Origin of the sequence: Rhodoferax sp. (assembly GCF_018780565.1) — a bacterium.
GTDB lineage: Bacteria > Pseudomonadota > Gammaproteobacteria > Burkholderiales > Burkholderiaceae_C > Rhodoferax.
Map to the genome: position 1 here is coordinate 152616 of NZ_JADMJN010000003.1, position 25933 is coordinate 178548.

22 protein-coding genes are annotated in these 25933 nt (G+C 61.6%); 8 read left to right on the forward strand and 14 right to left on the reverse strand.

Translation table 11 applies throughout. From position 1 onward, the window contains the following. Nucleotides 1-5: 5 nt before the first annotated feature. Complete coding sequence (locus IV109_RS04680) at nucleotides 6-965, reverse strand: diguanylate cyclase (RefSeq protein ID WP_296692948.1); 960 nt, start codon at nucleotides 963-965, stop codon at nucleotides 6-8. Further along, the gene (locus IV109_RS04685; protein WP_296692950.1) at nucleotides 962-5827 is read right to left on the reverse strand and encodes a PAS domain S-box protein; all 4866 of its coding nucleotides are present in this window, start codon (nucleotides 5825-5827) and stop codon (nucleotides 962-964) included. The genes IV109_RS04680 and IV109_RS04685 overlap by 4 nt, the downstream gene beginning before the upstream one ends. Nucleotides 5828-5950: 123 nt before the next feature. On the opposite strand from IV109_RS04685, the gene dtd reads away from it, so the two are divergent. After that, a complete protein-coding gene (gene dtd, locus IV109_RS04690) occupies nucleotides 5951-6433 on the forward strand; it encodes a D-aminoacyl-tRNA deacylase (RefSeq protein WP_296692953.1) in 483 nt (160 codons plus the stop codon). On the opposite strand, the gene ybeY is transcribed toward dtd, so the two are convergent. Together ybeY and IV109_RS04700 are read right to left on the reverse strand one after the other, a co-directional pair. After that, a complete protein-coding gene (gene ybeY / locus IV109_RS04695; protein WP_296694272.1) occupies nucleotides 6421-6879 on the reverse strand; it encodes an rRNA maturation RNase YbeY in 459 nt (152 codons plus the stop codon). The genes dtd and ybeY overlap by 13 nt on opposite strands. Then, nucleotides 6880-7887, reverse strand: coding sequence for a PhoH family protein (locus IV109_RS04700; RefSeq protein WP_296692956.1), 1008 nt, complete (start codon nucleotides 7885-7887; stop codon nucleotides 6880-6882). It abuts the gene before it with no gap. Between the two features lie 41 nt (nucleotides 7888-7928). Here IV109_RS04700 and ruvA point away from each other — a divergent pair, with 41 nt between their 5' ends. Then, the gene (ruvA, locus tag IV109_RS04705) at nucleotides 7929-8501 is read left to right on the forward strand and encodes a Holliday junction branch migration protein RuvA (RefSeq protein WP_296692959.1); all 573 of its coding nucleotides are present in this window, start codon (nucleotides 7929-7931) and stop codon (nucleotides 8499-8501) included. A gap of 1 nt (nucleotide 8502) precedes the next feature. Here the strand turns inward: ruvA and IV109_RS04710 are convergent, their stop codons facing one another. Next, nucleotides 8503-9696, reverse strand: a complete 1194-nt coding sequence (locus IV109_RS04710; protein WP_296692962.1) for a carbonic anhydrase — start codon at nucleotides 9694-9696, stop codon at nucleotides 8503-8505. 149 nt (nucleotides 9697-9845) lie between these two features. Between IV109_RS04710 and ruvB the strand changes: the two genes are divergently transcribed. Beyond that, nucleotides 9846-10901, forward strand: coding sequence for a Holliday junction branch migration DNA helicase RuvB (gene ruvB, locus IV109_RS04715; protein ID WP_296692967.1), 1056 nt, complete (start codon nucleotides 9846-9848; stop codon nucleotides 10899-10901). On the opposite strand, the gene IV109_RS04720 is transcribed toward ruvB, so the two are convergent. Continuing rightward, nucleotides 10898-12655 carry a lysoplasmalogenase family protein gene (locus IV109_RS04720; protein WP_296692972.1) on the reverse strand — a complete coding sequence of 586 codons (1758 nt, stop codon included), beginning with the start codon at nucleotides 12653-12655 and terminating at the stop codon, nucleotides 10898-10900. The genes ruvB and IV109_RS04720 overlap by 4 nt on opposite strands. Before the next feature lie 184 nt (nucleotides 12656-12839). Here IV109_RS04720 and IV109_RS04725 point away from each other — a divergent pair, with 184 nt between their 5' ends. Beyond that, nucleotides 12840-14321: a DUF3336 domain-containing protein gene (locus IV109_RS04725; RefSeq protein ID WP_296692976.1), complete on the forward strand. Its 1482-nt coding sequence runs from the start codon at nucleotides 12840-12842 to the stop codon at nucleotides 14319-14321. On the opposite strand, the gene IV109_RS04730 is transcribed toward IV109_RS04725, so the two are convergent. The 5 genes from IV109_RS04730 to IV109_RS04750 are packed head-to-tail and all read right to left on the reverse strand — an operon-like array spanning nucleotide 14322 to nucleotide 17800. Further along, nucleotides 14322-14963, reverse strand: coding sequence for a histidine phosphatase family protein (locus tag IV109_RS04730; RefSeq protein ID WP_296694274.1), 642 nt, complete (start codon nucleotides 14961-14963; stop codon nucleotides 14322-14324). It abuts the gene before it with no gap. Between the two features lie 14 nt (nucleotides 14964-14977). Continuing rightward, complete coding sequence (locus IV109_RS04735) at nucleotides 14978-15598, reverse strand: DUF4136 domain-containing protein (protein WP_296692979.1); 621 nt, start codon at nucleotides 15596-15598, stop codon at nucleotides 14978-14980. Between the two features lie 44 nt (nucleotides 15599-15642). Beyond that, a complete protein-coding gene (ttcA, locus tag IV109_RS04740; RefSeq protein WP_296692984.1) occupies nucleotides 15643-16578 on the reverse strand; it encodes a tRNA 2-thiocytidine(32) synthetase TtcA in 936 nt (311 codons plus the stop codon). A 13-nt stretch (nucleotides 16579-16591) separates the two neighbouring features. Further along, entirely contained in the window at nucleotides 16592-16963 is a 372-nt protein-coding gene (locus IV109_RS04745; protein WP_296692988.1) for a dihydroneopterin aldolase, read from the reverse strand. A gap of 42 nt (nucleotides 16964-17005) precedes the next feature. Beyond that, nucleotides 17006-17800 carry an SDR family oxidoreductase gene (locus IV109_RS04750; protein WP_296692990.1) on the reverse strand — a complete coding sequence of 265 codons (795 nt, stop codon included), beginning with the start codon at nucleotides 17798-17800 and terminating at the stop codon, nucleotides 17006-17008. Nucleotides 17801-17821: 21 nt separating this feature from the next. Between IV109_RS04750 and IV109_RS04755 the strand changes: the two genes are divergently transcribed. The 4 genes from IV109_RS04755 to IV109_RS04770 all read left to right on the forward strand — a co-directional run bounded on the left by IV109_RS04755 (nucleotide 17822) and on the right by IV109_RS04770 (nucleotide 20636). Continuing rightward, nucleotides 17822-18967, forward strand: a complete 1146-nt coding sequence (locus tag IV109_RS04755) for an SAM-dependent methyltransferase (RefSeq protein WP_296692992.1) — start codon at nucleotides 17822-17824, stop codon at nucleotides 18965-18967. Nucleotides 18968-18970: 3 nt separating this feature from the next. Continuing rightward, on the forward strand, nucleotides 18971-19165 hold the full coding sequence (locus tag IV109_RS04760) for a DUF2905 domain-containing protein (protein ID WP_296692995.1): 195 nt from the start codon (nucleotides 18971-18973) through the stop codon (nucleotides 19163-19165). A gap of 68 nt (nucleotides 19166-19233) precedes the next feature. Continuing rightward, a complete protein-coding gene (gene trxC, locus IV109_RS04765; RefSeq protein WP_296692999.1) occupies nucleotides 19234-19671 on the forward strand; it encodes a thioredoxin TrxC in 438 nt (145 codons plus the stop codon). Next, complete coding sequence (locus tag IV109_RS04770; protein WP_296693001.1) at nucleotides 19671-20636, forward strand: ROK family protein; 966 nt, start codon at nucleotides 19671-19673, stop codon at nucleotides 20634-20636. Before trxC ends, IV109_RS04770 begins: the two co-directional genes overlap by 1 nt. Nucleotides 20637-20685: 49 nt before the next feature. On the opposite strand, the gene sulP is transcribed toward IV109_RS04770, so the two are convergent. From sulP to IV109_RS04785, 3 genes are read right to left on the reverse strand one after another with little or no spacing between them, the layout of a single operon-like run. Then, on the reverse strand, nucleotides 20686-22404 hold the full coding sequence (gene sulP / locus IV109_RS04775) for a SulP family inorganic anion transporter (protein WP_296693005.1): 1719 nt from the start codon (nucleotides 22402-22404) through the stop codon (nucleotides 20686-20688). Between the two features lie 12 nt (nucleotides 22405-22416). Continuing rightward, entirely contained in the window at nucleotides 22417-22932 is a 516-nt protein-coding gene (locus tag IV109_RS04780; protein WP_296693009.1) for an OsmC family protein, read from the reverse strand. Nucleotides 22933-22962: 30 nt separating this feature from the next. Then, entirely contained in the window at nucleotides 22963-25893 is a 2931-nt protein-coding gene (locus IV109_RS04785; RefSeq protein WP_296693012.1) for an EAL domain-containing protein, read from the reverse strand. Nucleotides 25894-25933 lie beyond the last annotated feature (40 nt).

Sequence of the window (25933 nt, forward strand, 5' to 3'; positions counted from 1 at the left end):
TAGCCTTACGGCGCCAGTTCGGCGCCACAGGCTTGGTGCCGCCCCTGGCCCTTGGCTTGGTACAACTGCGCATCGGCCAGACTCAACAAGGTTTCGGCGGAACCTGCGCCATCCACGCTTCGGCCTGCCACGCCCAAGCTGACGGTCACACAAGGCGCTACGCTTGAATCGGTGTGTTCAATCGTTTGTTCAAAGATGTTCTGGTCGATTTGCTGTGCAACCTGCATGGCGCCAGCCAGATCCGTGTCGGGTAACAGGCAGACGAATTCTTCGCCGCCGTAGCGGGCCACTTGGTCGCCCGGACGTTTCAGGCTGGCTTTGATCGTGCTTGCCACGCGGTGCAGGCAATCATCCCCGGCCTGATGGCCGTAGCGATCGTTATAGCGCTTGAAGAAGTCCACATCCAGCAGGATCACACTCAGTGCCTTGTTGTTGCGCACCGCACGTCCCCATTCGGTGCCCAGTTGTTCATCAAAGTAGCGCCGGTTGTGTACTCCGGTCAGGCCGTCGATATAGACCCAGCTGCGCAACAGGTCGGATTGCGCTTTGAGTGTCAAATGGGTTTTGACCCGCGCACGAACGATCTTGGGGCTGATGGGTTTGGAGATGAAGTCCACGGCGCCAGCGTCCAGCCCACGCTCCTCGGATGCTTCATCGTTGTGCGCCGTAACGAAAATCACCGGGATGTCGCAGGTGGCGGGGTCGGCCCGGAGTCGCTGGCAGACCTCATAGCCGTCCATGCCCGGCATCACCACATCCAGCAGCACCAGATCGGGTTGTTTGCTCGCGCACAGGGCCAGTGCCTGCTCACCACTGGTTGCCATGAACACCTGGTGGTCCGCAGCAAAGGCTTGGTAAAGTACCTGAATGTTGATTGGCTGGTCATCCACGATCAACAGTTTGGGCTTGGCCTGGCCCGAAAGTTCGGCCATCAATTCCATGGCAAGCGGCGCCGGTGTGTTCATGCGGTCTGGCTTTCGATCAGCGCGCTGCAAACACGCAGGGCACGCTCGAAGTCTAGCGCACCTATCGCCTCATGGAGAGGTGCCAGCTCGCAACCCAGGGTGGCACCAAACCGCTGCTGCAATTGAGCCATGGACTCCATGGCCACCATGTCTGAATCCTGCAACTGGACGGCCAACGCCCGCAACGAAGCAAGCAGTGCTGCGCTGTCGTGAGTCGGGACAATGGATTCTCCCAAGGCGCAGGCCGACGGCATTGTTGCGGTTTCAATGGCCTGCCAAAGCCCGGTCAAGCCTGGGCGGGCCAATGCCATGGCGGTACACAGTGCCTCGGTGATGCTGGCCAGGTGAGACGGCCCGGGATGGGCAGACAGGTCTTTCTCCCCTTGGGCCGCAACCGCCGCCAGGGCCGTGGCGCCGAGCGTGGCCGCCACCCCTTTGAGCGTGTGTGCCAGGCGCGACGCTGCGTCTGTTTCGACCTGTTTGGCATGCGCCTGAAACCGGGCGGGCATGGCCTCCAGGTCGAGCACAAAGGCACCCAGCATCTGCCGGTAGAGGTCTTGTTTGCCGCCGATGCGACGCAAGGCGGCGGCAATGTCCACGCCGGCTGTGACGGCGGCGTTTGTGACGGCCGCGGGCAATACCCAATCCACGGCGGCGGACACCTCCGGCGCCGCGTCGCGGCCGCTTTGCTGACGCAGCACCCGCACCAAATGGTTTAGGTCAAAGGGCTTGCCCACATGGTCGTTCATTCCGGCTGCCAGACAGGCTTCGCGATCAGATGCCATTGCATTGGCTGTCATCGCCACAATCGGCAGGGTCAGCAAGCCCAATTCCTTGCGGATGGTACGCGCGGCGGTAAGCCCATCCATGACGGGCATCTGCAGGTCCATCAGCACCACATCAAAGGGCGGCTGGGCAGTGGCAACTGCCGCCACGCCTTCCTGCCCATGATTGGCAATTTGCACCACGGCGCCTTCGTTTTCAAGCAGTTCAAGCGCCACTTGCTGGTTGATGATGTTGTCTTCCACCACCAGCAGACGCATTCCGGCCAGCCGCTGGCCACCGATCTGTGCTGTTTCCACAGAGGGGTGTGGCAGATCATGATCTGAGCGCGCGTCCATCACCGCGTCAAACAGCATGGAGGCGGTGACGGGCTTCACCAGAAAGCCGTCCAGCAAGGCTTGGTCGGCTGCGCTGCGTTGCGAGAGTGTTTCCCGGCCATGGGCCGTCACCATGACGAGAACCGGCGCCACATCGGTCAGATTCAGATTTCGAATGCGCTCGCAAGTCTGCCAGCCGTCCATCCCGGGCATTTGCCAGTCGACAAACATGGCCTGGTAACTCGTACCTTCTGCGACCCGGGTCTGAAGCAGTTCCAGCGCGGCTTCGCCACTGTCAGCAAGGTCAACGGCCCAGCCCAGGGACTGGCCCATGCGCTGCAGCACTTCGCGCGCCATCAGGTTGTCATCTACGACAAGCGTGCGCCATGTCTGCTTGGGCCGGGCAGCTGCAGGCGACGGCTGTGAACTTGCCTCCTCGGCGTCGGCGCTTGCCAGCGGCAACGTGATGCTGAAATGGAAGAAGCTGCCCTGGCCCAGCGCGCTCTCCAGTTGCAGTTGGCCGCCCATCAGCGCCACAAAACGCTGACTGATGGCCACGCCCAGGCCGGTGCCGCCGAAGCGCCGCGTGGTGGACGCCTCGGCCTGCGTGAAGCCGCTGAAAATGCGCGCCTGATTTTCCGGTGCGATGCCAATACCGGAATCGCGTACGCCGATTTTCATCGTGACAAGTGAGTCGTCCTGCTGCACCACCGCGATGGACAGGATCACTTCACCTTCGGCTGTGAATTTGATGGCGTTGCTGCTCAGATTGATGAGAACCTGTTGCAGGCGCATCGCGTCGCCCACCAGGTAGCGCGGCAGCGCAGGGTCGATGTCGAACAGCACTTCCACCGGCTTGGCCCCCACGCTGGTCGACAGAATCACCGACAGATCGCGCAAGAGCTGATCGACATGAAACGGGTAGGGGTCCAGCGTCATCTTGCCGGCCTCGATCTTGGAGAAGTCGAGTATTTCGTTGAGCAACCCGAGCAGGGAGCGTGCCGCACTGTCGCTTTTGACGGCATAGTCGGCCTGGCGCGGCGTGAGCTCGGTCTTGCGCAGGAGCGTGAGCATGCCCAGGATGGCATTCATGGGGGTGCGCAACTCGTGGCTCATGTTGGCCAGAAACTGGCTCTTGGCGCGCGAGGCTTCCTGCGCCGCTTCGGTGGCCTGAATCAGTTCGGTAATGTCAATACGGAAACCCACAATGTGGCCATCGGGCAGCTTGCGCTCGACGATGCGCAGGGTGCGTCCGTTGTCATGCCTTTGGATGAGGGTGCTGTTACTCGCGCGGTGAGCGGCTACACGCTCGTCTACCCATTCGTCCACACGCCCTATGGCGTCAAGGTACTGGCCGTTTTCGGCACCGGTGCGTATGAGGGTTTCGAAACTGACGCCCGGTACCATCAAGTGTGCAACGGTCTCGTAGATCTCCCGGTATTTTTCATTGCAGTAGACCAGCCTGTCATCCGGATCAAAAAGAACAAAGGCTTCATCCAGCGCACCAATCGCGCCGCGCAGCAGTTCGGCACTGCGTTTCACCTCCGCATCGGCGAGCTTGCGTTCGGTGATGTCCATGAGGGTGCCCGCCATCCAGCGCGGATGGCCGTCGTCGCTACGGCTGAAGAGTTTGCCCCGGTTCAGCGCCCAGACCCAGCGGCCGTCCTTGTGGCGCAGCCGCAATTCGCAGTCATAGGCGGGTACCAGTCCGTCTACATGCTGATTGAGCAGCTTCACCGATTGGTTCAGGTCGTCTGGATGGATGAAGCTGCTCCAGGCCTTGATGTTGGTGACGCCCACTTCTTCAGAGGTGTAGCCGATGATTTGGGCCCAACGCTCATTGATCTGGACATCGCCGGTTTCGACATTCCACTCCCAGGTTCCGACATTGGTGCCCTCGATGATGTTGCCCAGCCGCTGGCGCTCGCGCGTTAACTCTCGTGTGGCGGTCTTGCTGGCTGTGATGTCGGTGCGGATCGAAATGTATTTGTCCACCTTGCCATCGTCGCCAATGAAGGGTGCGATGAAGGTGTCTACCCAGTACAGGGAGCCATCTTTGGCCCGGTTGCATACTTCGCCACGCCAGGGTTTGCCAGCTTCAATGGTGTGCCACATGGCCACCCAGAAGCTGTCGGTCTGCTTGCCTGAATTGATGATGCGGTGGTTTCGCCCCAGCAGTTCCGCGCGGCTGTAGCCGCTGATGGCGCAGAAGGCATCGTTGACTTCGGTGATGCGCCCCGCGCGGTCGGCCACCGAGACAATGGCGTGCATGTTGAGCGTACTGAGCAGTGCGTCGTTGTCACGCAAGGCGGCTTCCAGCCGCTCCTGGGCCATGCGCCTGTCTGTTACATCGGTGCCGATTTCCATGAAGCCGACGAGCTGTCCCTGAGCGTCACGTTGCGGCTGGATTTCGATGTTGAGCCAGCGTTCCTGACCGTCTTTGGTGAGCAGCAGAAGCTCGAATCGACCCCCTTCGCCAGCGCGGGCCACCTTAGCCATCATGCGCATCACCGCAGCGTCGGACTTCCCGCTACCCAGCAAATCAATCGGCGTCCTGCCCAGAGCTTCCTGGGGGGCATAGCCCGTGACGCGTGTGAAGGCTTCGTTCACCCAGGTGATCTGCGAATTCGTGTCGGCAATCAGAACCACATTGGTGGTGTTTTTCACCACTTGGGCCAGTCGGTCCAGATCGCTGGTCATGCCCCGTGCCATGGTTTCGGCACGACGGCGCCCCGTGGCTTGCTGGTGCATCAGCAAGGCAAGCAGGGCGCTGAGCAGGGTGCCAGCGCCAGATACCAGCCAGGGCAAAGACTGTGTGAGCCTGGATTCGAAGGCCGGGGTACTGCTGATTTGCAGCGTCATGTGCCGTCCGGGAAGCGAGATCTGCCGGGTGATGCGAAAGCGGCGATTCTTTATCGAAACCTCGCTGTTGGGCAAGCCACCGAGATGGTTGTCGGCATCAAAAACAATGGCCTCGTCAGGCGTACCTTGTGGGGCATCGAACAACTCGAAGTCCGCACCGCCCGCCACCACCTCGGGTACTTTGTCCAGCAATTCGGCAATCACGATCGGGGCGTAGAGCAAGCCCACCAGCGCAGCCCGGCGCTCGGCTGGTGTAGAGGGATGAGTGCCGATGGCGTAGACCGGCACAAACAGCAACACGCCAGGTGTGCGGCGGTTGTCCTGCACCAGGGTGATGGCCGCCGTGATGGCCGGCTGGCCGGTGTCCACGGCGAGTTGCGCCGCAGCCCGTCGACGTGGCTCGGAGCCCACATCCAGACCTTGCGCGCCGATGTTGTGCGCCGCAGGCTCGATGAGCTTGATGACGAAGAGGTCATCGTGGGTTTTGTCTTCCAGCTGGCGGATGGCGAACTGGGGAGCATCATCGGCTCGCTCTGAGGCGACGAAGGCTTCCAGGTCCTTGCGCATGACATGTTGGATGAAGCCGAAACCCCGCACACCGGGGAAATCCTGGAGCAGGTCGCGTGCGGCGATCGCATCGCGGAACTCCCTGCGGACCACCCGGTCGTCCACCGAGTACATGCTTCTGATGCCTTTCAGACCGTAAACCGTGACGCCAAAACGGCGGGCTACTTCACGGGAGATACGGGCGGCAATGCTGTCAAATTCGGATTGAGCCAGCGCCTGGTTTTGTCGCTGCACCCAGACACCAATGCCTGCGGACAGGCTCAGGCCAATCAGGAACACCGCTCCTGCCAGGATTTTGTCGGAGCGAGTGAATCGCCCATGCCAGAACATCATGATGAGGTCCGTCTTCTGTTCTTCAGGCGAATACGGTACCATGTTTTGAAATTCTCAACGACGATTTTTTCCTCTCCTTATGCAATATTTTGTCTTTGTGTCCAAGCTGTTCCGGGGGCGTGCGTGATCGCCGTTTTGCAGCGAGTGAGCGAAGCGCGGGTGCGCATTGACGGCAAGGTGGTGGGGGAAATAGGCGCTGGACTGCTGGTGCTCTTGTGTGCCGAGCGGGGCGATGGTGAGGCCGAGAGCGATCGCTTGCTGGCCAAGATATTGAAGCTGCGCATCTTCAGCGATGACGCGGGCAAGATGAACCGAAGTGTTCAAGACCTCGATGGCCAGGGTCACTCAGGTGGCCTGCTGGTGGTGAGCCAGTTCACGCTGGCCGCCGATGCCACGGGTGGTAACCGGCCAAGCTTCACGGCCGCGGCGCCGCCTGACGAGGGACGCAGGCTGTACGACTACTTTGTCGTCAAGGCGCGAGCCGCGCACGGTCTGGTGCAAACCGGGCAGTTTGGCGCTGACATGAAGGTGCAGTTGGTGAACGATGGGCCGGTGACGATTCCCCTGCGCATCGCGCCGGCCAGAGGCTGTTTTTATGCCTCATAAGGGCTTTTGAAGCCCAAGCCGGCCAGTATGTCGATCTCACGCGCCTCCATGGCCTGGGCGTCTTCCTCGCTGGTTTCGTGGTCCCAGCCCTGTGCGTGCAGCGTGCCATGCACCAGCAGATGGGCGTAGTGGGCCTGCAGGGTTTTGCCGTTTTCCCTGGCTTCGCGGGCGACGACAGGAGCACACAGCACCAGATCGGCGGTGATGACCGGTTCCTGCGTGTAGTCGAAAGTGAGCACGTTGGTGGCGTAGTCCTTGTGCCGGTAGTCGCGGTTCAGCGCCTGGCCTTCTTCGGCATCGACGATGCGTACGGTGATCTCGGCGTCGCTCTGCAGCGCATGGCGAATCCAGCGTGCTACCTTGTGGCGGGGCAGGGCGGCTCGGTGGCGGGCGGCGGCATCAAGCTTGCCGAATTGCAGTGACAGGGTGAGTTGTTTCAACATGATTTAGGGGCTTTTCTTCCGGGCTCGGGCACGCACGGCTGTGTCCTGCGGGTCTGAGATCAGCGCGTGCTGGCTGTCGGCGCGTGAGCGGCCCGGGGCATCGTAGGCATCCACGATGCGTGCCACCAGCGGATGGCGCACCACGTCGGCACTGGTCAGGCGGCAGATGGCGATGCCGTCCACGCGTTTGAGCACACGTTCGGCGTCGATCAGGCCGCTGAGCTGGGTCTTGGGCAGGTCGATCTGGCTCACATCCCCCGTGATCACGGCTTTGGAGCCAAAGCCGATGCGGGTGAGGAACATCTTCATTTGCTCGGGCGTGGTGTTTTGTGCCTCGTCCAGAATCACAAACGCGGTGTTCAGGGTACGCCCGCGCATGAAGGCCAAGGGGGCGACTTCGATGGTCTGGCGCTCAAAGGCCTTTTGTACCTGCTCGAAACCCATCAGGTCGTACAGCGCGTCATACAAGGGGCGCAGGTAGGGGTCGATCTTCTGGGCCAGGTCGCCAGGCAAATAGCCCAGGCGCTCACCGGCCTCCACGGCGGGGCGGGTCAGCACAATGCGCTGTACGGCGCTGCGTTGCAGGGCGTCCACCGCCATGGCCACGGCCAGGTAGGTCTTGCCGGTGCCGGCCGGACCAATGCCGAAAGTGATGTCGTGGCTGGCGATGTGGTCCAGGTAGTTGGCCTGGTTCAGGGTGCGGGGCTTGAGGTCGCTGCGCTTGGTTTTCAGGCCCGGGCTGTCGGCGTCGTTCATGTCGGGGTCGCCAGCCAGCATCAGCTGAATCGTGGCGGTATCGATCGGACGCGCGGCCATTTCATACAGGGCCTGCAGCATCTCCATGCCGCGCTTGGCGTTGGCCTTGGTGCCGTCGACCTTGAACTGCTCGTGCCGATGGGCAATCTTGACTTGCAGTGCCACCTCGATGGTGCGCAGATGCTCGTCCATGGGGCCGCACAGATGGGTCAGGCGGGTGTTGTTGGGCGGGGAAAACAGGTGTCGGAGAATCAAGTTGATAATTCCTGAAAAGGGTTACCAATGATAGGCAAGAAATGATCGGCAAACTGACAGGCACGCTGAGCGACAAGAATCCACCCCAGGTGCTGGTGGATTGCAATGGCGTTGGCTACGAAGTGCATGTGCCCATGAGCACGTTTTACAACCTGCCCGAGGTGGGGGCCAGGGTGAGCCTGCTGACGCATTTTGTGGTGCGTGAGGATGCGCAAATTTTGTACGGGTTTGAGAACGCCCATGAGCGCGAAGCCTTCCGTCAGCTCATCAAAATCTCCGGTGTGGGTCCGCGCACGGCGCTGTCGGTGCTCTCCGGCATGAGCGTGACGGAGTTGTCCCAGGCGGTCACGATGCAGGAGTCTGGACGCTTGATCAAGGTGCCCGGCATTGGCAAGAAGACGGCCGAGCGTTTGCTGCTGGAACTCAAGGGCAAGCTTGGGCCGGATATCGGTGTGTCTGCCAGTGTGGCCCACGACGCGCAGGCCGACATTCTGCAGGCCTTGCTGGCCCTGGGTTACAGCGACAAGGAAGCCGCCGTATCACTCAAGGCCCTGCCCGCCGATGTGGGGGTGAGTGACGGCATCAAGATGGCGCTGAAGGCGTTGGCCAGGTAGATTACTGTGCGTCCCGCACCGGCCGGCCGTTGGTTGGCTGCACCGGGCGGGCGTTGTTGGGGAACAGCTGTGAGAACAGCTTGATCTGCTCCCGGCTCACGGTGGTGGGCTGCTTCAGCACCATCCACAACACGCCTTCTGAACAGGGTGGTGTGGTGAGTGAGCCCATGAACTGGTAGTAGCGCTGGTCTTTGGGCAACAACTCATTCATGTCGATCACGCCGGTAGGCATGCGCACCCGGTCCCCGGTGTCCAGCGGCATGTAGGTCCAGACTTTGTTGATCAGGGCGTTGGCCACACCCGGGTCCAGCAGCACTGCCACCACCGCCAGCTGCCCCTCCACATTTTTATGCACCAGGTGCGCCACCATGGCAAAGCCCTGGTAGTTCACGCGCTCTTCCGAGGGGTGGTGGAAGTGGAATTGCACCAGCCTGTAGACCGATCCGCGCACCGTGACAGAGTTCTCTCCGTTCAGGTCAACCTGGATGGTATGGCCATTGTTGACAACGGTGCCATCGCTGGGCTGGTAGTTGAATTGCAGTGCCTCGGCCGGGCCTTGCAAGGTGTTGGTGGCCTCGATGTTGATGGGCGACTGGCGCTTGCCAATGGCGCAGACGTTGAACTCGGGCTTGAGCTTGCCCCAGGCCGGGGGGCCGTTAAGGCCTTCGTAGCTCCAGTGCGCCTCGCCGCCAGCGTGGGTAGCGCCCGCCGTTGCGGGTGTTTCATGCCCCACCTGTGCAGCAGCTTTGGCGCGAGCGTATTGGCGGCTGGCTTTAGGGTTGACTACCGCTACCGCGTGTTTGACGGGTGCCTGGGCCGGGGCTGCTGCCTGCGCCGCCTCGGTCGCCTTGGGCTGCGCCTCGGCTGGCACTGGCGCCTCCTTGGGGGGCATGGTGATGTATTTTTTCTCTTTGCCATTGACCACCAGGGTCAACCGTTTGTTGGCCGCTGGCGCGCCGCTGTCTACGGCATCGCGGACCTGATCGGCCATGCTTCGGGAGGCGGGTGCCGAGGCTGCGGTCGCCGGTTTCTTTGTGACGGCGGCAGGTGCGCTGTGAGCCGCGGGTGCCGGATCGTTAGCCCGGGCCATGCCGGGCAGACCTGCGGCCAGGGAAATGGCCAGGCACGAGGCCAGGGAAACGTGGCTCAGGACGAGCGGGCTGTGCGCAATGGGCTTCGGGTGAGTCGTTTTCATGTCAGGCGGACCCAGTGGGCGTGCACGGTGTTCAGGCCGTCCGGGAAAAGACGGGTTTGTTTCATGTTATCGGCATTTCGGCCCCGGCACTTGAGCCCGGGGTGCTGCTGCAGGCTATAGTCAAGCTCCACTTCGCTTCCCCACCCGCCGTGAGCATTCAGACCGACGATTTTGCAGCCCCGCCCCAACGCATGGTGTCCGCGGCCCCTGTATCCCCCAACGAGGAGGCGATTGAGCGCGCCTTGCGGCCCAAGCTGCTCGACGAGTACGTGGGGCAGGCCAAGGTGCGCGAGCAGCTGGAAATTTTCATAGGGGCGGCCAAAATGCGCGACGAGGCGCTGGACCATGTGCTGCTGTTTGGCCCCCCGGGTTTGGGCAAGACCACGCTGAGCCACATCATTGCGCATGAGTTGGGCGTGAATTTGCGCCAGACCAGCGGCCCGGTGCTTGAAAAACCCAAAGACCTGGCGGCGCTGCTGACCAATCTGGAAAAGAACGATGTTCTCTTCATCGACGAAATCCACCGTTTGAGCCCGGTGGTGGAAGAGATTCTTTACCCCGCGCTGGAGGACTACAAGATCGACATCATGATTGGCGAGGGGCCTGCGGCGCGCTCCATCAAGCTCGATCTGCAGCCCTTTACGCTGGTGGGCGCCACCACCCGGGCCGGCATGCTGACCAACCCGCTGCGCGACCGCTTTGGCATTGTGGCGCGGCTGGAGTTCTACACCCCCGATGAGCTGGCGCGCATCGTGCGGCGCAGCGCGGGCCTGCTCAATGTGCCCACCGATGACAAGGGCGGGTTCGAGATTGCCCGGCGCTCGCGCGGTACGCCGCGCATTGCCAACCGGCTGTTGCGCCGGGTGCGCGACTATGCCGATGTCAAAGGGGTGGGCGAAATCACGCTGGACATTGCCAACCGCGCGCTGGCCATGCTGGATGTGGACCCGCAGGGCTTTGATTTGATGGACCGCAAGCTGCTGGAGGCGGTGATCCACCGCTTTGACGGCGGGCCGGTCGGTCTGGACAACATCGCCGCCAGCATTGGCGAAGAGCGCGAAACGATCGAGGATGTGATTGAGCCCTATCTGATCCAGCAGGGTTTTTTGCAGCGTACACCGCGCGGACGCATCGCCACGCTGGCTGCTTACCGGCATCTGGGCGTGACGCCGCCCTCCAGTGATTCCGAACGGCCTGGGTTCTAGGAGCTCTTGGCCTGACCTTGTTCGCTTGCCGCCCTGAGTTTGGCGTTGTGCACGATCAAAATCTGCGCCGCGTAGTAGCTGCTCAGCACCCACAGGGCCACCATGGGCAGCGGCTGCACGAAACGGTTGATGGCAATCAGCGAGTCGCTGAGCATGAACACGCAGGCGCCGACCGCCACCGCCTTTGACGCCGCATCACGCATCACCAGAGCACGGCCAATCGCCTGCGCGGCCATCAGGGCGATCACGGCCACATAGGCCGCTACGGCTATTTTGAGCACCGGGTCATGCAGCCCGCCCCAGACCCAGGCGTACATGGCGCCACCAAAACCCAACGTGGCCAGCAGGGCCATGCGATTGGGAAACCAAGTCACACCCCGACGAAACAGGGCGATATAGAACAGGTGACCGACCAGAAATGAGGCCAGGCCCGGGATGAAGTAATTGCCAGGCAGCATCAGAAACACATCGCCCGCCAGCGAGGCTGCCAGAGCGGCCATCAATAAGGCATTAAATCGTGTTGCTGCCCCCGATTCATATGACCTGAGTGCTATAAATGTAATAGCAATCAACATCACCAGCGGTTTGAAGATGAAGTGCAGGTCCAGCAGGCCCAGCGTGCTGGTGGCGGTGCTCAGGACGGCGGACTCGATCAGCAGCATTTCCAGCACGCTCATGCGGCCTTGCATGAGCGCGCCAATCGCCCAGTAGCCGGTCACCAGGGCCGCACTCCACACGGCGGTCTGGCGGATCGGCCAACTGCCGGAAAACCACAGAACGGCGGACACGCCCCCCAGCATAAGCACGAACTGCAAGGCCGCAAACCAGCGTACTGTGCGGCTGGCTGGCGGGTCGAAGGTACGGACCTGGGTGATGTCGAAGTCAGGCTTGGGAAACCGCACGGCCACATCGGCGGGCCGCCAGCCGGGCGGCATGAACCAGATGCGCAGCTTGTCTGCCCAGCTTTGCGCATGCCAGGAGTCCTTGAGCAAGGCCCCATAGACTTCAAAATTGGCCCACAGCGGGTCCCAACTGTTGAGCTGGCCGCGGGTGCCGTAGATGCACTTTTCGTCTTCCTCCCGGAAGCTGCCAAACATGCGGTCCCACAGCACCAGGATGCCGCCGTAGTTCTTGTCCAGGTAGCCGTCGTTCACCGCATGGTGTACACGGTGGTTGGAGGGTGAACAGAACACCCGGTCAAACCAGCCCAGCTTGCCCACCTGCTCGGTGTGGACCCAGAACTGGTAAAGCAGGTCGATGAGGGCCACGATGCCAAACACCAGGGGTGGCACGCCCGCGATGGCCATGGGAACATAAAAGACCCAACCCAGCAGGGCACCGCTGCTGGTCTGGCGCAGCGCTGTGGACAGGTTGTACTGCTGGCTCTGGTGATGCACTACATGGGCCGCCCAGTAGACGGCCACGCGGTGGCCAGCCCGGTGTAGCCAGTAGTAGCAGAGGTCATAGAACACCAGGGCCAGCAAGACGCCGTACCAGGTCAGCCAGAACTCCGGGTCTGGAAACAGGGCCACAGAGGCGTAGATGGCGCTGTAGATGCCCACGGTGAACAGCTTGGTGAAGATGCCCCCGAGCTGGCTCAGCACCCCCAGGCTGATGCTGTTGATCGCATCATTCAGGCGGTAGGTGTTGTGACCGGTGCCGCGGCGCTGGCGCGCACAGCCCCAGGCGAACTCCAGCCCGATCAGGAGGAAGAAAACTGGCGTGGCCAGCACAATGATTTGAAACTGATTCATGCGCTGATTTTGCCGTGCGCAGTGCGCTGGCGCCCTCGGCATCAACCCTGATGCCGCGCCGCCTTGAGCCGCCTCAAGTCTGTGCCGTCTTTGGAGGCGCCACTCTGGAAAATAGCCCGAATTTGTGCCACCATGACTTTTGAACACGACAGCTCAGGGGCCTGAAGCGGCCTGGAAACAAACAATGACATCAAAGACGACGGTGGTGCAGCGCAAAAATCTGGCGAAGGCAACGGACTTCGCCACATGGCGCACCCTTGCCGTGGACATGGATGCGCAGGCGGGCATGGACGTCTGGAAGAGCAATCCGAATTCGCCCTTTTACCAGTACAAGCTGATTCAGCAGCGCCTGATCAACCTCAGAAACTGGCGCAAGGCGGGTGACTGGCCGCAACTCATCTTCAGCCTGCGCGAGGGCCTGCACCGCAACCTCGGGAACCTGGCCAACCCGGAGCTTTACAAGCACACGCAGATCGGCACCAAGTTTCTGATTGACGACTACATCAACGAGGTGACGTCCCTGCTCAACCACTTGTGCGACAACGACATCCCCGAGTTGCCCTATGCCCAGAAGATGATGTTCTTCCGCCATACCGGCCAGAGTTTCGGCCGCTCGGCGCTGATGCTCAGCGGCGGCGCGAACATGGGCATGTTCCATATCGGTGTGATCAAGGCGCTGCGGGAGCAGGGGCTTTTGCCGCGGGTGATATCGGGCTCCAGTGCCGGGTCGGTGGTGGCCGCCCTGCTGGGCACGCGCAAGGACAGCGAACTGGACGCGCTGTTTCGCGGCGAGGACATGGACCTGCATCTCTGGCAGCGGCTCACGCCGCGCGAAATGTGGCGCCAGAAATCCATCATGGACATCCATGAGCTGGAACGTTTCCTGCGCAAGAACATCGGCGAATACACTTTTGAGGAAGCGTTCAAGAAGACCAAACGCATGATCAACATCACGGTTTCGCCCGTGGCCAAAAATCAGCAGGCGCGCTTGCTGAATTACCTCACCACACCCCACCTCCTGGTATGGAGTGCCGCGCTCGCATCCTGTTCGGTTCCGGGGCTGTTTCCACCGGTCAAGCTGATGACCAAGGACCGCTTGGGGCACGAGCGGCCCTACATGGCATCGATCCGCTGGGTGGACGGTGCGCTGGAAAGCGATTTGCCGGCGCAGCGGCTGGGCGAGCTGTACAACGTGAACCACCACATCGTCAGCCAGACCAATCCGCATGTGCTGCCCTTTATTGCCGATCAGACGCGCAAGGAAGGCTGGCCGCTGTTTCTGCAGGAGCTGGTCAAGGGCGAGATCAAGTACCGCAGTACCCAGGTGCTGCAACTGGCCTCCTACGGCATCGAGACCGGCATCATCAAGAATTTGCTGGAGGGTGTGATCTCCATCGTGGACCAGCGCTACTACGGCGACGTGACCATTCACCCCAAAGTCAGGCTCAAGGATTACCTGAACGTGCTGGGTGATTTGTCTCCGCAGGAGTTCGCGGCCTGGGTGATGGCGGGTGAGCGCGCGACCTGGCCCAAGATTGCCATGATCCGTGACCAGACGGTGATTGGTCAGACGCTGGAGGATTGCATCTTCCGCCTGAAAAAGCAGCGCAGTCGCCATGCGGCCGGCACGACCGACGCCGAGGGGCGCGACAGGCCGCCGGCCTGATCAGCTGGTGGATTCGTCCAGCACCTCGTCGTCATCGAGGTGCTGCGTGTCGGCCCAGCCGACCAGGGTCAGGCTCTGCGGTGTCCACAGCAGACGATTGATCGCCGCGTTGCCCAGATTCCAGCTGCGTGCTGCCTGCAGGTCCTGCCCTGTGGCGGCGCGGTACAGCACGTCCAGCACCCCGCCGTGAGCCACCAGCACGATCTGCTGGCCGATGTGACGGCTGGCCAGTTCGTTGGTGGTGCCCAGAATGCGTTCACGCAAGGTGAGCAGAGACTCGCCGCCCTCGGGTGTCCAGTGCGGGTCGCGCTGGCGCCAGCGCAGGGCCAGTTCGGGCCAGCTGCGTTCGATCTCCACAAAGGTTTTGCCCTGGAACAGGCCAAACCCGCGTTCACGCAGACCCGTGTGGGGCTGCAGTGGCTGCCCGGTGGCCTGGGCGATGGACTGCGCCGTGTCTCGGGCCCGCGACAAATCACTGGTGTAGATGGCGCTGATGGACTCCGACCCCAGAGCCCGTGCCAGCCGCCGTGCCTGCTGGCGACCCGTCGCGTTCAGACCGATGTCGAGTTGCCCCTGTATGCGGGTGTCCACGTTCCAGGCGGTTTCACCGTGGCGAATGGCAATGATGCGGGTGGAGGCCATGGTTTGCATGGGGGTCAGCGGGGAATTTCGACGTTGATGCGCCGCACGCCCTGGGGCGGGTTGGGGAAGCCCTGCAGGGCGGCGTCGAACATGGCCGGCAGCACGGCCTCGCTGTCTGCCCAGCGCCCATCGTTGGCGGCATGGGTTTCATACACCACCTGGTTGTTGCCCACGCTGCGGACGATCAGACTGACCTGGCGCCAGTAGTAGGGCGATTCCATGCCAAAGCCGGTCATGCCAAACAGGCCGCTGCGGCTTGCGATCATCACATTGCCTGTCTGTACCCCAAAGCCGAAGTTCCAGCCCGCACCGCTGCCCATGGAAGGTCGCTCCCAGGGGGAAAAGGGATCGACTTTGGTGCCGACAGACACCTGCACGCTGTAGCTGGCCGCCGCCTCATGGCGCTTCAGCCCCACCTTGCCCAGGGCTGTTTGCGCCATGGTTTCCAGCCGTGCCTGTTGCTGCGCATCGGTCTGCTGCGAAGGCAGTCGCTCAAACCGGTAGCTGGCGCCCGTCGGGATAAAGGGCGGATTGGCGAAACTGCGCACATCCGATTCCACCAGCCGCATGCCGCCGCACGCAGTCAGCCACAGCGTTGCCATCAAGACCGTTGCCAGTGACAGTACTCTGAACATGGGACCTCCTGTGAAGATGGGTGCCGCCAATCGGCCGTGCAACATCAGCCTGGAAACTTGAGCACTTGCAGGCCGGGCAGCGAGGCAACCGGGAATTCTTCCTCGTCGAACACCTTGTCGCCATCTTCGTCCGGCACGCCGGTCACTTTAATGTCTTTGAAATTGTGGCGTTTGAGATCCATCAAATGCGAAGGCACCACGTTTTGCAGCGAGGTGAACATGGTCTCGGTACGACCGGGGTATTGCTTTTCCCATTCGCGCAGCATGTTGCCAATCTGCTTGCGTTGCAGGTTTTCCTGGCTGCCGCACAGGGTGCAGGGAATGATGGGGAACTCGCGGTGCGCAGCCCAGCGCGTGAGGTCTTTCTCGGCCACGTTGGCCAGCGGACGGATCACAATGTGGCCGCCGTCGTCGCTCACCAGCTTGGGCGGCATGCCTTTGAGCTTGCCAGCGAAGAACATGTTGAGGAAAAAGGTCTGCAAAATGTCGTCGCGGTGGTGGCCCAGCGCAATCTTGGTGATCTTGAGCTCGTCGGCCACCCGGTACAAAATGCCCCGGCGCAGGCGGCTGCACAGGCTGCACATGGTTTTTCCCTCGGGAATCACCTTCTTGACGATGCTGTAGGTGTCCTGCGTTTCAATGTGAAATGGCACGCCCAATTTCTTGAGGTACTCGGGCAGGATGTGGTCCGGGAAGCCGGGTTGCTTCTGGTCCAGGTTGACGGCGATCAGTTCGAAGTTGATCGGAGCCCGGGCCTGCAACTTGAGCAGGATGTCGAGCATGCCGTAGCTGTCCTTGCCGCCGGAGACGCACACCATCACACGGTCGCCTTCCTCAATCATGTTGTAGTCCATGATGGCCTGCCCCACCTGGCGGCACAGGCGTTTTTCAAGCTTGTGGGTTTCGCGTTCGATCTTGGCCCCGGCCTTGGGATCTTTCTCAAGGGGAGCTACTTCGTTTTCAATCCAGACTGCACTCATGGTTTTTCTCCTGTCACCACTGACCTGTTTCGACGCGAATGGCGACTTCACAGTCGTCAAAAATTTCCAGCTTGGCAATTTTCACCCTGACTCCTAGCACGCCCGGCAGTTGCAACAGGCGGTTGGCGAGTTTGCCAATCAGGGTTTCCAGCAGATTCACATGCTCTGCCGTGCACTCGTTGATGATGATCTGGCGCACCTTGCGGTAGTCCAGCACATGGTTGATGTCGTCATCGTGCGGTAGCAGGGGCTGCTTGCCAAGGCTCAGTTCGGCATCCACCTGAATCGGCTGCGGCGCGGTTTTCTCAAGTTCCAGAATGCCCAGATTGGCGTCAAAACGCAAACCGGTGAGCGTGAGGGTTTGACTACCTTGGGTATGGGGCATGGTGGGTGCTGTGAAAAAAAGAGGTCGGTGGGCTGCAGGGCATCACAGCATGGAAAAGTCGCGGTCGAATTTCATCAGGTGCTGGCCACCGTCGACCAGCAGCGTGGTGCCGGTGATGGACTGATTGTCGATGGCGAATTTCACGGTGGCGGCCACATCGGCTGGCGTGGAGGAGCGGCCCAGCGGCGAGAGCCGATGCAACTGCTCGAATTTCTCCTGCGTCAGCATATGGCTGGTCAGTGTCAGGCCGGGGGCCACGCCCACCACGCGCATCTGGGGCGCCATGGCCATGGCCAGCATGGTGGTGGCCGCTTCCAGCGCGGCCTTGGACAGTGTGTAGCTGAAAAAGTCGGGATTCTGGTTCCACAACTTCTGATCCAGCAGGTTCACCACCACGCCTCGCGGCCCGATGGCTGGCTGGCCCGACTGTGTGGCACGCGCCAGCAGATGGGTGTGCAGGGCCTGGGCCAGCAAAATCGCGGCCCCGGTGTTGCTGTGCAGATGCCGGTTCAGGGAGGCAAAGCTGAAGCTGGCGGCGGTGTCGTGCTCAAACGTAGAGGCGCTGTTGACCACCGCATCGACCCGGCCAAAGCGCTGGATGACTTGGGGCAGCAGGGCACGCACTTCGGCTTCGTTGGTCAGATCAGCACAAAAAGCGGCGCTGCCCCCCGCCAATTGAGTGCAATCAGCTACTGTCTTGGTAGCATCCTCAGCCGAGTGGCGGTAGTGCACCGCCACTTGCCAGCCGTCCTTGGCCAAGGCTAGCGCGATCTCGCGGCCGAGCCGTTTGGCGGCGCCGGTAACCAGAACGGTGCGTGCAGAAGAGGGGGAGGACATTCGGGGACAATTCAGGCTGTGATGACGAACTCCCCTATTTTAACGAGCACCCTCTCGACGCATATCGCGCAGGGCATTGCCGCGCGTGGCGGCTGGATCGGCTTTGACGATTTCATGGCCCAGGCGCTTTACACGCCAGGTCTGGGCTACTACGCCAACGACAGCGCCAAATTCGGCACCATGCCTTACGCCATGCAGGCGGGCGAGGCCGTGGCGGGTAGCGATTTTGTGACCGCGCCTGAGCTGACGCCGCTGTTTGGCCAGACGCTGGCAGCGCAGGTGGCGCAGGCCTTGCAGCTGACGCAAACCAGCGAGGTGTGGGAATTTGGTGCGGGCTCCGGTGCGCTGGCCCTGCAATTGCTGGAAGAACTCGAGGCGCTGGGTGTGCCGCTGGCGCGCTACAGCATCGTGGACCTGTCGGGCAGCCTGCGCGCGCGTCAGCAGCAACGGCTGGAAAAATACGCCCACATGGTGCGCTGGGTGAGCGAACTGCCCGACACCCTGCAGGGCGTGGTGGTGGGCAATGAGGTGCTGGATGCCATGCCGGTCAAGCTGCTGACCCGCGTGAGCGGGGTCTGGCATGAACGCGGCGTGGCTGTGGTCCCACCGCCAGTGAACGGGGAAGCGCCCGCGTTGGCGTGGGAAGACCGTCCAAGCGATCTGCGTCCGCCCGTGGAGATTGAAGGCCCGCACGACTACCTGACCGAGATCCATCCGCAAGCCGAGTCTTTTGTGCGCACCCTGGCCGACAAACTGACGGTGGGTGCGGTTTTCCTGATTGACTATGGCTTTCCCGAGCATGAGTACTACCATCCCCAGCGCCATATGGGCACGGTCATGTGCCACCGGGGTCACAAGGCCGATCCCGATCCGCTCACTGAGGTGGGTCTCAAGGACATCACGGCCCACGTCAACTTCACCGGTGTGGCCCTGGCGGCGCAGGACGCCGGCCTGAACGTGCTCGGTTACTGCACGCAGGCGCGGTTTCTGATCAATTGCGGGCTGGTAGCCAGGATGGAGAACGCGCCGCTGGCGGTGCGTGTGCAGGCGCAAAAGTTGATCATGGAGCATGAAATGGGCGAGCTGTTCAAAGTCATCGGCATGTACAAGGGCGAACCATGGCAGGCCATCGGCTTTGCACAGGGCGACCGCACCCATACGCTTTGATCCATGTTCCGCTGGTTCATCGTCATTTTTCTGGCCTTGATGTTGATCAACGCGCTGACACCGTGGTTGCATAAACTCGGCTTTGGCAAGCTTCCCGGTGATTTTTCTTTCCGGCTCTTCGGTCGTGACTGGTTTATTCCACTGAGCAGCACGGTGGTGTTGAGTCTGCTGGCCAGTGCGATTGGCAAGCTGATCTAGCCCGCTGGCAGGTCAGGGCCTGAAGCGGGCAGCTTCAGGCGCCATGTGAAACCTTGAAAGGTATTTTTATGACTGACTCCGTGCACATTGTCTGTCCGCATTGCCACACCACCAACCGGGTGCGCAAGGACGATCTCGCCAGCGCGCCGGATTGCGGCAGCTGCCACAAAGCGCTTTTCGTGGCGCATTCCCTGGCGCTGAACGAGGCCAATTTTGATCGCCACATCGGCCGCAGCCAGATCCCGGTGCTGGTGGACTTCTGGGCGCCATGGTGCGGCCCCTGTCGCCAGATGGCCCCGGCCTTCGAGCAAGCCGCGGCGCAATTGGAGCCGCGCTTTCGCCTGGCCAAGGTCGATACGGAAGCGGTGCAGAGCCTGGGCGCACGCTTCAACATTCGCAGCATCCCCACCCTGGCGCTGTTTTCCAACGGGCGGGAGGTGGCGCGCCAAGCCGGCGCCATGGGCGCGGCGGACATCGTGCGCTGGACGCTGGCGCAAGGCCTGTGATGGCCCACACGCAGCTCAGTGCGCCCGTGGCCTGTGTGGACATTGGCGGCACCAAGGTGGCGGTCAGTGTGGCCGATGCCAACGGTGTGCGCGGCCGGGTGGTTGATGCAACGACGAAGGAGGGCGAGCATGACGCGTTGGCGCAGCAGGTGATCCGCATGGTGAAGCACAGCTGCGAGGCGGCCGGTGTCCGTGTGAATGATGTGTCGGCCGTTGGCGTGGCGTCCTGCGGGCCATTTGTCCTGCGTGAGGGGCTGGTGGAGCTGGCCGCGCCCAACATCTGTGGTGGTCTGGCAGGCAAGGCCCGTGGTTTGCCCAACGACTGGCGCACTGCCCTGCTCGAAGCACCGTTGCGCCAGCAGTTCGCCCATGTGCGGGTCGAGAACGATTGCATTGCCGCGCTGGAGGCGGAGCGGCGCTGGGGTGCACTGCGGGCCAACGGCCAGCCGCTGGGCCACTGCGCCTATGTGACCTGGAGCACCGGCATTGGCGTGGGTTTGTGTGTGGATGGGCATGTGCTGCGCGGCAAGCACGGCAATGCGGGTCACGCCGGGCATATGTTCGTGAGCGACAACGATGATGCCTTGTGTGGCTGCGGTAATGTGGGCGATGTGGAAGGCCTGGTGGCGGGCAATGCCATTGCAAGGCGTTTCTCGCATCTGGGTTACGCTGACTCTGCTTCGTTTTTTATAGCGGCTGGTACAGGTGATCTGAGGGCCTTGGCCATTATTGATGACTTGTGCCGGGTGATGGGGCGCACCCTGTACAACCTGGTGGTTACGCTGGACCTGCAGCGCATCAGTATCGGCGGCAGTGTGTTTTGGAACCACCGTGAATTGCTGCTACCCAAGCTGCAGTCACATATCAGCGGGAAGCTGGCGGCCTTGACCGATGACTTTGAATTGGTGCCGGCGGGCCTGGGCGAGCACGTGGGGGACTTTGCGGCGCTGGCGCTGGTGGCTTAGTGTCCGCCAGTTGGTGTCAAGCGTTGCTCCCACAAGCTGATGACGGTTTTTATTTGTGCAGCGCCGCGGCAAACGATTCAAACGCTGTGTTGACCGAAAGATGCACTGAGCCTGACAAGGATTTCCACAAGAGGGTGCGCTCCAGCCGGTCCTGCACCGGGCCTTTGACCTCTGCCAGGTGCAGGCGGATGTGACGCTGCGCGAGTTCACTGTTGATGTCGGTGAGAACTTCCATGGCCGTGGTGTCGACACGGTTGACGGCGCTCATGATCAACACCACATCGTGGGTGGCGGGGGCTTGTTCCAGTTCGGCAGCCAGTCGCGCCTCAAACGCTCCCAGATTGCCAAAGAACAGGCTCTCGTCAATCCGCAGGAACAGCACGCCGGGAATGGTTTCAACACCGTGGCGCTGCACGTTGCGAAAGTGCTCGGTCCCGGCGATGCGGCCAATCACCGCAATGTGCGGCGTGCTGGCGCGCAGCAGCAGGGTGGCCAATGACAAGCCAATGCCCAGGGCAATGCCTTGCTCCAGCCCCAGCACCAGCACACCCAGTGCCGTGCCCAGCAGCGCCAGGGCATCCGCGCGGTCGTAAGACCATGCCTGCTTGAGCGCCCGCACATCGATCATGCTGATGGCCGCAACCACAATGCTGGCCGCCAGCACGGCCAGCGGCAGCCTGGCAAACCAGTGCGTCCCCATGGCCACCACGCCCAGCATGGCGAGTGCCGAAATGATGCTGGCCAGGGGCGTGATGGCGCCAGCGGCCACATTGACTGCGGACCTCGACAGCCCCCCGCCCACGGGCATGCCGCCATAGAAAGCGGCAACGACATTTGCGGCCCCCAGGCCGGCCAGCTCCCGGTTGGCGCTGATCTTTTCGCGCCGCTTGATGGCCAGGGCTTGTGCCATGGTGATGTTCTGCACCATGCCAATGAAGGCCAGTATCAGCGCAGGCAGTGCCAGCAGCTTGAACGAATCCAGATCGGGGACGAAAAACGAGAAGCCGGCAAGACCCTGCCGGACCGGACCGACAACGGCCACCTGCCGCTCTGCATCCAGGTTGAAGGTCATCACGGCCAGGGTAGCGAGGACTACCAGCAGCAGGGGCACCACCCGCACGGTGAATTCGGCACTACGCAGGCTCATGCCGACCCGGGTCAGGGCTCTGGCCAGCCAGATTCTGGCGGCATACAGAGAAACCAGTGCTGACAATCCGATGGTCAGGGTGGTGGGGTTGGCCAGCGCGGCGTGCTCATACAGGGTGCGTACCGTCTGCCAGGTGCTGGAGCCGGTGTTACTCACACCCAGCAGGAATTTGAGCTGGCTGATCACGATCAGAATAGCCGAGCCCGAGATGAAGCCGCTGACCACCGGCCGGCTCAGCAGCTGGGACAGGTAGCCCAGACGAAAGGCCCCGGACAGCAGAATCAAGACACCAGAGAGCAGCGACAGTGTCGCAGCCAGGGCAATGTAGTGCGCACTGCCCGCCGCTGCCAGCGGACTGAGCAAGCTGAAGGTCATGATCGCCGTGATGGCAACAGGGCCTACCGCCTGGGTCATGCTGCTGCCCAGCAGGGCATAGGCTATGACCGGAAAAATACTCACGTACAAGCCTGCCTGGGGCGGCAAGCCGGCCAGCAGGGCGTAGGCAAGGCTTTGGGGAACCACCAGCATCGTGACGATCAGCCCGGCCATCACATCGTCTCTCAGGTGGCCACGCGGATACTGGGTGATCCAGGGTGGCAACCACCGGCGCAGGAGGGACATCGTTGGCCTGCTTCAGGTGCTGATGCGTTGCACCGAAATATCCACGGGTGGGGGGGTGCGCAGCGACTGGAAGACCACGCAGTAGCGCTCGGTCTGCTTGATCAGCAGTGCAATCTGCTCATCGGTGGCGGGTGAGTCCACCTCAAAGCGCAAACGCATTTGGGTCATGCCGACGGGCACCTCCTTGGCCACTCCCAGGGCACCGCGAATATCGCCATCCGCTTCGGCAATGACTTTCACTGACTTGAACGGAATGCTCATGGCCGTGGCGACCAGATTGAAGGTCAGGCCGGCGCAACCTATCAAGGCTTCCAGCAGCATGTCGATAGAGCACTTGTCGCTGCCATCACCGCCTGCAGCGGGGTGCAGCCCTACAGTGGTAGAGCCAAATGTGCTCTCAATCCGGCAGGCGGGGCGGTCGTGCAACAAGCTGCCGCTGGCGCGGGACAAAATCCTGGCCGATGCAGGGTCTTCCCTGTATTTGGCCTTGAATGGCGCCTGTAGTGTTCGCAGTTCTTCAGCATTCATGTCTTGTCCACTCCTGATGGGTGAGGGTAGCTAAAAAATTTTCTTCACGAAGGCCTCGAAGTCCTGCGCCGGCATCGGCCGGGCGAACAGGTAGCCCTGACCGTAATCGCAGCCCGCAGCGGTCAGCAGCGCGCGTTGTTCGGCGGTTTCCACGCCTTCGGCAATCACCTTCATGCCGAGTTCGTGGGCCATCACGATGATGGCCTTGCACAGCGCCAGATCGGTGGAGGCCGGAATCAGGTGGCGCACGAAGGACTGGTCGATCTTGATGAAATCGATATCGAATTTTTGCAGGTAGGACAGGGATGAGTAGCCGGTACCAAAGTCGTCCAGCGACACCTGGATGCCCGCATCGCTGAGTTCCAGCAACTGTTCCGTCACGCTGGAGCTGGTGTTGAGCAGCAGCCCTTCGGTGATTTCCACCACGATGGCCTCGCCGGGCAACCCCATCGTTTCCAGCTGCCTGATCCAGGATTGTTTTTCGCGGCCTTCGTGGTGAAACTGAACGGGCGATTTGTTGATGCTGATCTGGAACTTGGGATCCAGCGATGTGCGCCATTCACGCACTTGCCGGGTGGCCTGCTGGAACACCCACTCCCCGATGTCGACGATAAGGCCACTGGTCTCCGCTATCGGAATGAAGGAGGCGGGGCTGACCAGCCCGCGCGTGGGGTGTTGCCAGCGAATCAGCGCTTCAGCCTTGTGAATGCGCCCGCTGGCCAGCTCCACGATGGGTTGGTAGACCACCCTGAACTGCTGATCGGCCAGACCGGTGCGCAGGTCATTGGCCAGGCGCAGGCGGGTTTGCGCGGCTTCCTGCAAAGCGGGTGTGAAAAAGCTGAAGCGGTTGCGCCCGGCGCCTTTGGCTACATAAAGGGCCTGGTCGGCATTTTTGAACAGATCCTCGACTTCCTGCGCATCGGTCGGGTACACCGTGATGCCAATGCTGGCGGACACAAAGACCTGTTCGTTGCCGAGCTGGAAAACAGATGCCAGAGAAAAAAGAATCTCCTGCAGGATGCGCTCCATGCAGTTGGGTTCGGACAGATCGGTCAGGACGACCGTGAATTCGTCGCCCCCCATGCGGGCCACGGTATCGGATTCGCGCACGCAACTCTGGATGCGTCGTGCTGCCTCGATCAGCAGCAGGTCGCCGCTGTCATGGCCCAGCGTGTCGTTGACCTCCTTGAAATGGTCGAGGTCAATGAACAGTATGCCGAGTTGCTGCTCATCGCGTCGGCTCTTCTTGATTTCCTGCTCCAGACGGTCGCGCAGCATGCGCCGGTTGGGCAGGCCCGTGAGGGCATCGAAAAAGGCTTGTTGCCGGATCAGTGCCTCTGACTTCTTGCGGTCGGTGATGTCGCGCATCACCGACAGGTTGGCTGGCACCCCGTTGTAGACGATTCGGGTGGTCTGGACTTCCAGGTCAATGGGCGTGCCATCGAGCTTGAAGTACTTTTCTTCAACCAGGGGGGCGGTGGTGCCCAATTCGGCCACGTCCTTGAGCCTCGCTGCGACGAATGCATGGTAGTCCGGGTGCAGGCGATCACGGATCACTATGCCGATCATGTCTTGTGCCGATTTCGCACCAAATACCCTGGCCGAAGCGTTGTTAGCAAAGATGATGAGGCCATTGCGGTGCACGGTGATGGGCTCGGGCGACCATTCGATGATGGTCCGGTAACGGTCTTCGCTCTCGCGCAGCGCCGCCTGTGCCTGTATCCGCTCGGTGATGTCCTGCATCACCGATACGCGTTTGACGACCCGGCCGTTCTCCCAGATGGTGGTGCCGCTGGTGAAGACCCAGATGCGCTGCCCCTTGAAGGTGAGCATCTCCTGTTCCTGCGAATGCGTTCTCGGCTCATCGGAGGCTTCAGCAAAAAAAGCCTTGAGCTCGTCTTTTGATTGCGGTGGTAAAAACCGGCCGATGTTCCGGGTGGTGGGCGTGAATTCCTCCGGCGATGTGTCAAATATCCGGTACACACCCTCGGTCCAGAACACGGTGCCCGTGACAAAGTCGGACTCCGCGCAACCCACCCGGGCAATGGCCTGGGTGGCCTGCAGCAGCGCGTCCGAGCGTTCACGGGCGGCCTCGGCCTGGATGTAGCTTGTGACATCGGTGAAGGTACGCACCATGCCGCCGTCGGGCAGCTTCTGGGTGTTGACCTCCAGAATGAGGCCTTGCGCAGTGGTGCGCAGGTAGCGTGTGGGCACGTCGCCCTGGTGTCCGGCCGTGACAGTCGCGATGTAACGGCGTGTGGGCTCGTCCAGCAAGTTTTTATCGCTGCCAAAGTCGCCTCTTTGCGCCTGAAAAAGAGTGATTTCCTGCAGCGTGGGGCGACCCTTGAGCAAGCTCTCAGGCAGCGCCAGCAAATCACGCACCCTGGGGTTGAAGGTGCTCAGCCGCCCATCTGCGTCGAACATGCAAATACCCTGGCTGATGCTGTCCAGCGTGGTTTCCAGGATGCTGCTTTTTTCGCCCAGTTGAAGGTTCAATTCGCGCAATGCCGTGTCGGCCTGCTTTCGCACGCTGATGTCGTGCATCGCCACCAAAGCCGAGGGTTTGCCGTCAAAGACAATCTGGATGCCTTGCACCTCAACGTCAATCACCGTCCCATCGAGTTTGAGGTATTTCAGTTCGGCCCGGGGCGATCCAAGCCCTTTTTCGATGATGTTGCGGGCACGCGCCAGCGTGGCTTCGTGATAGTCCGGGTGCACCAGTGCCAGAATAGGTTTGCCAATCAGCTCTTGCGCCGATGTGGCGCCAAACATTCGCACTGCAGCGGGGTTGACGTAGATCAAATGACCATCCCGGTGCACGTTGATGGCTTCGGGCAACCACTCGATCATGGTGCGGTAACTGTCTTCGATTTCCTTTAGCGCGGCCTCGGCGCGCTCGCCGAAGTCTGCTTGTGCCGCAGTGGCAGGCTGGTCAGAAGAATGAGGCGTATCTTTGTTCACGCGGGTATCAACAAAGCTGGAATGACAATGACGGGGAGAG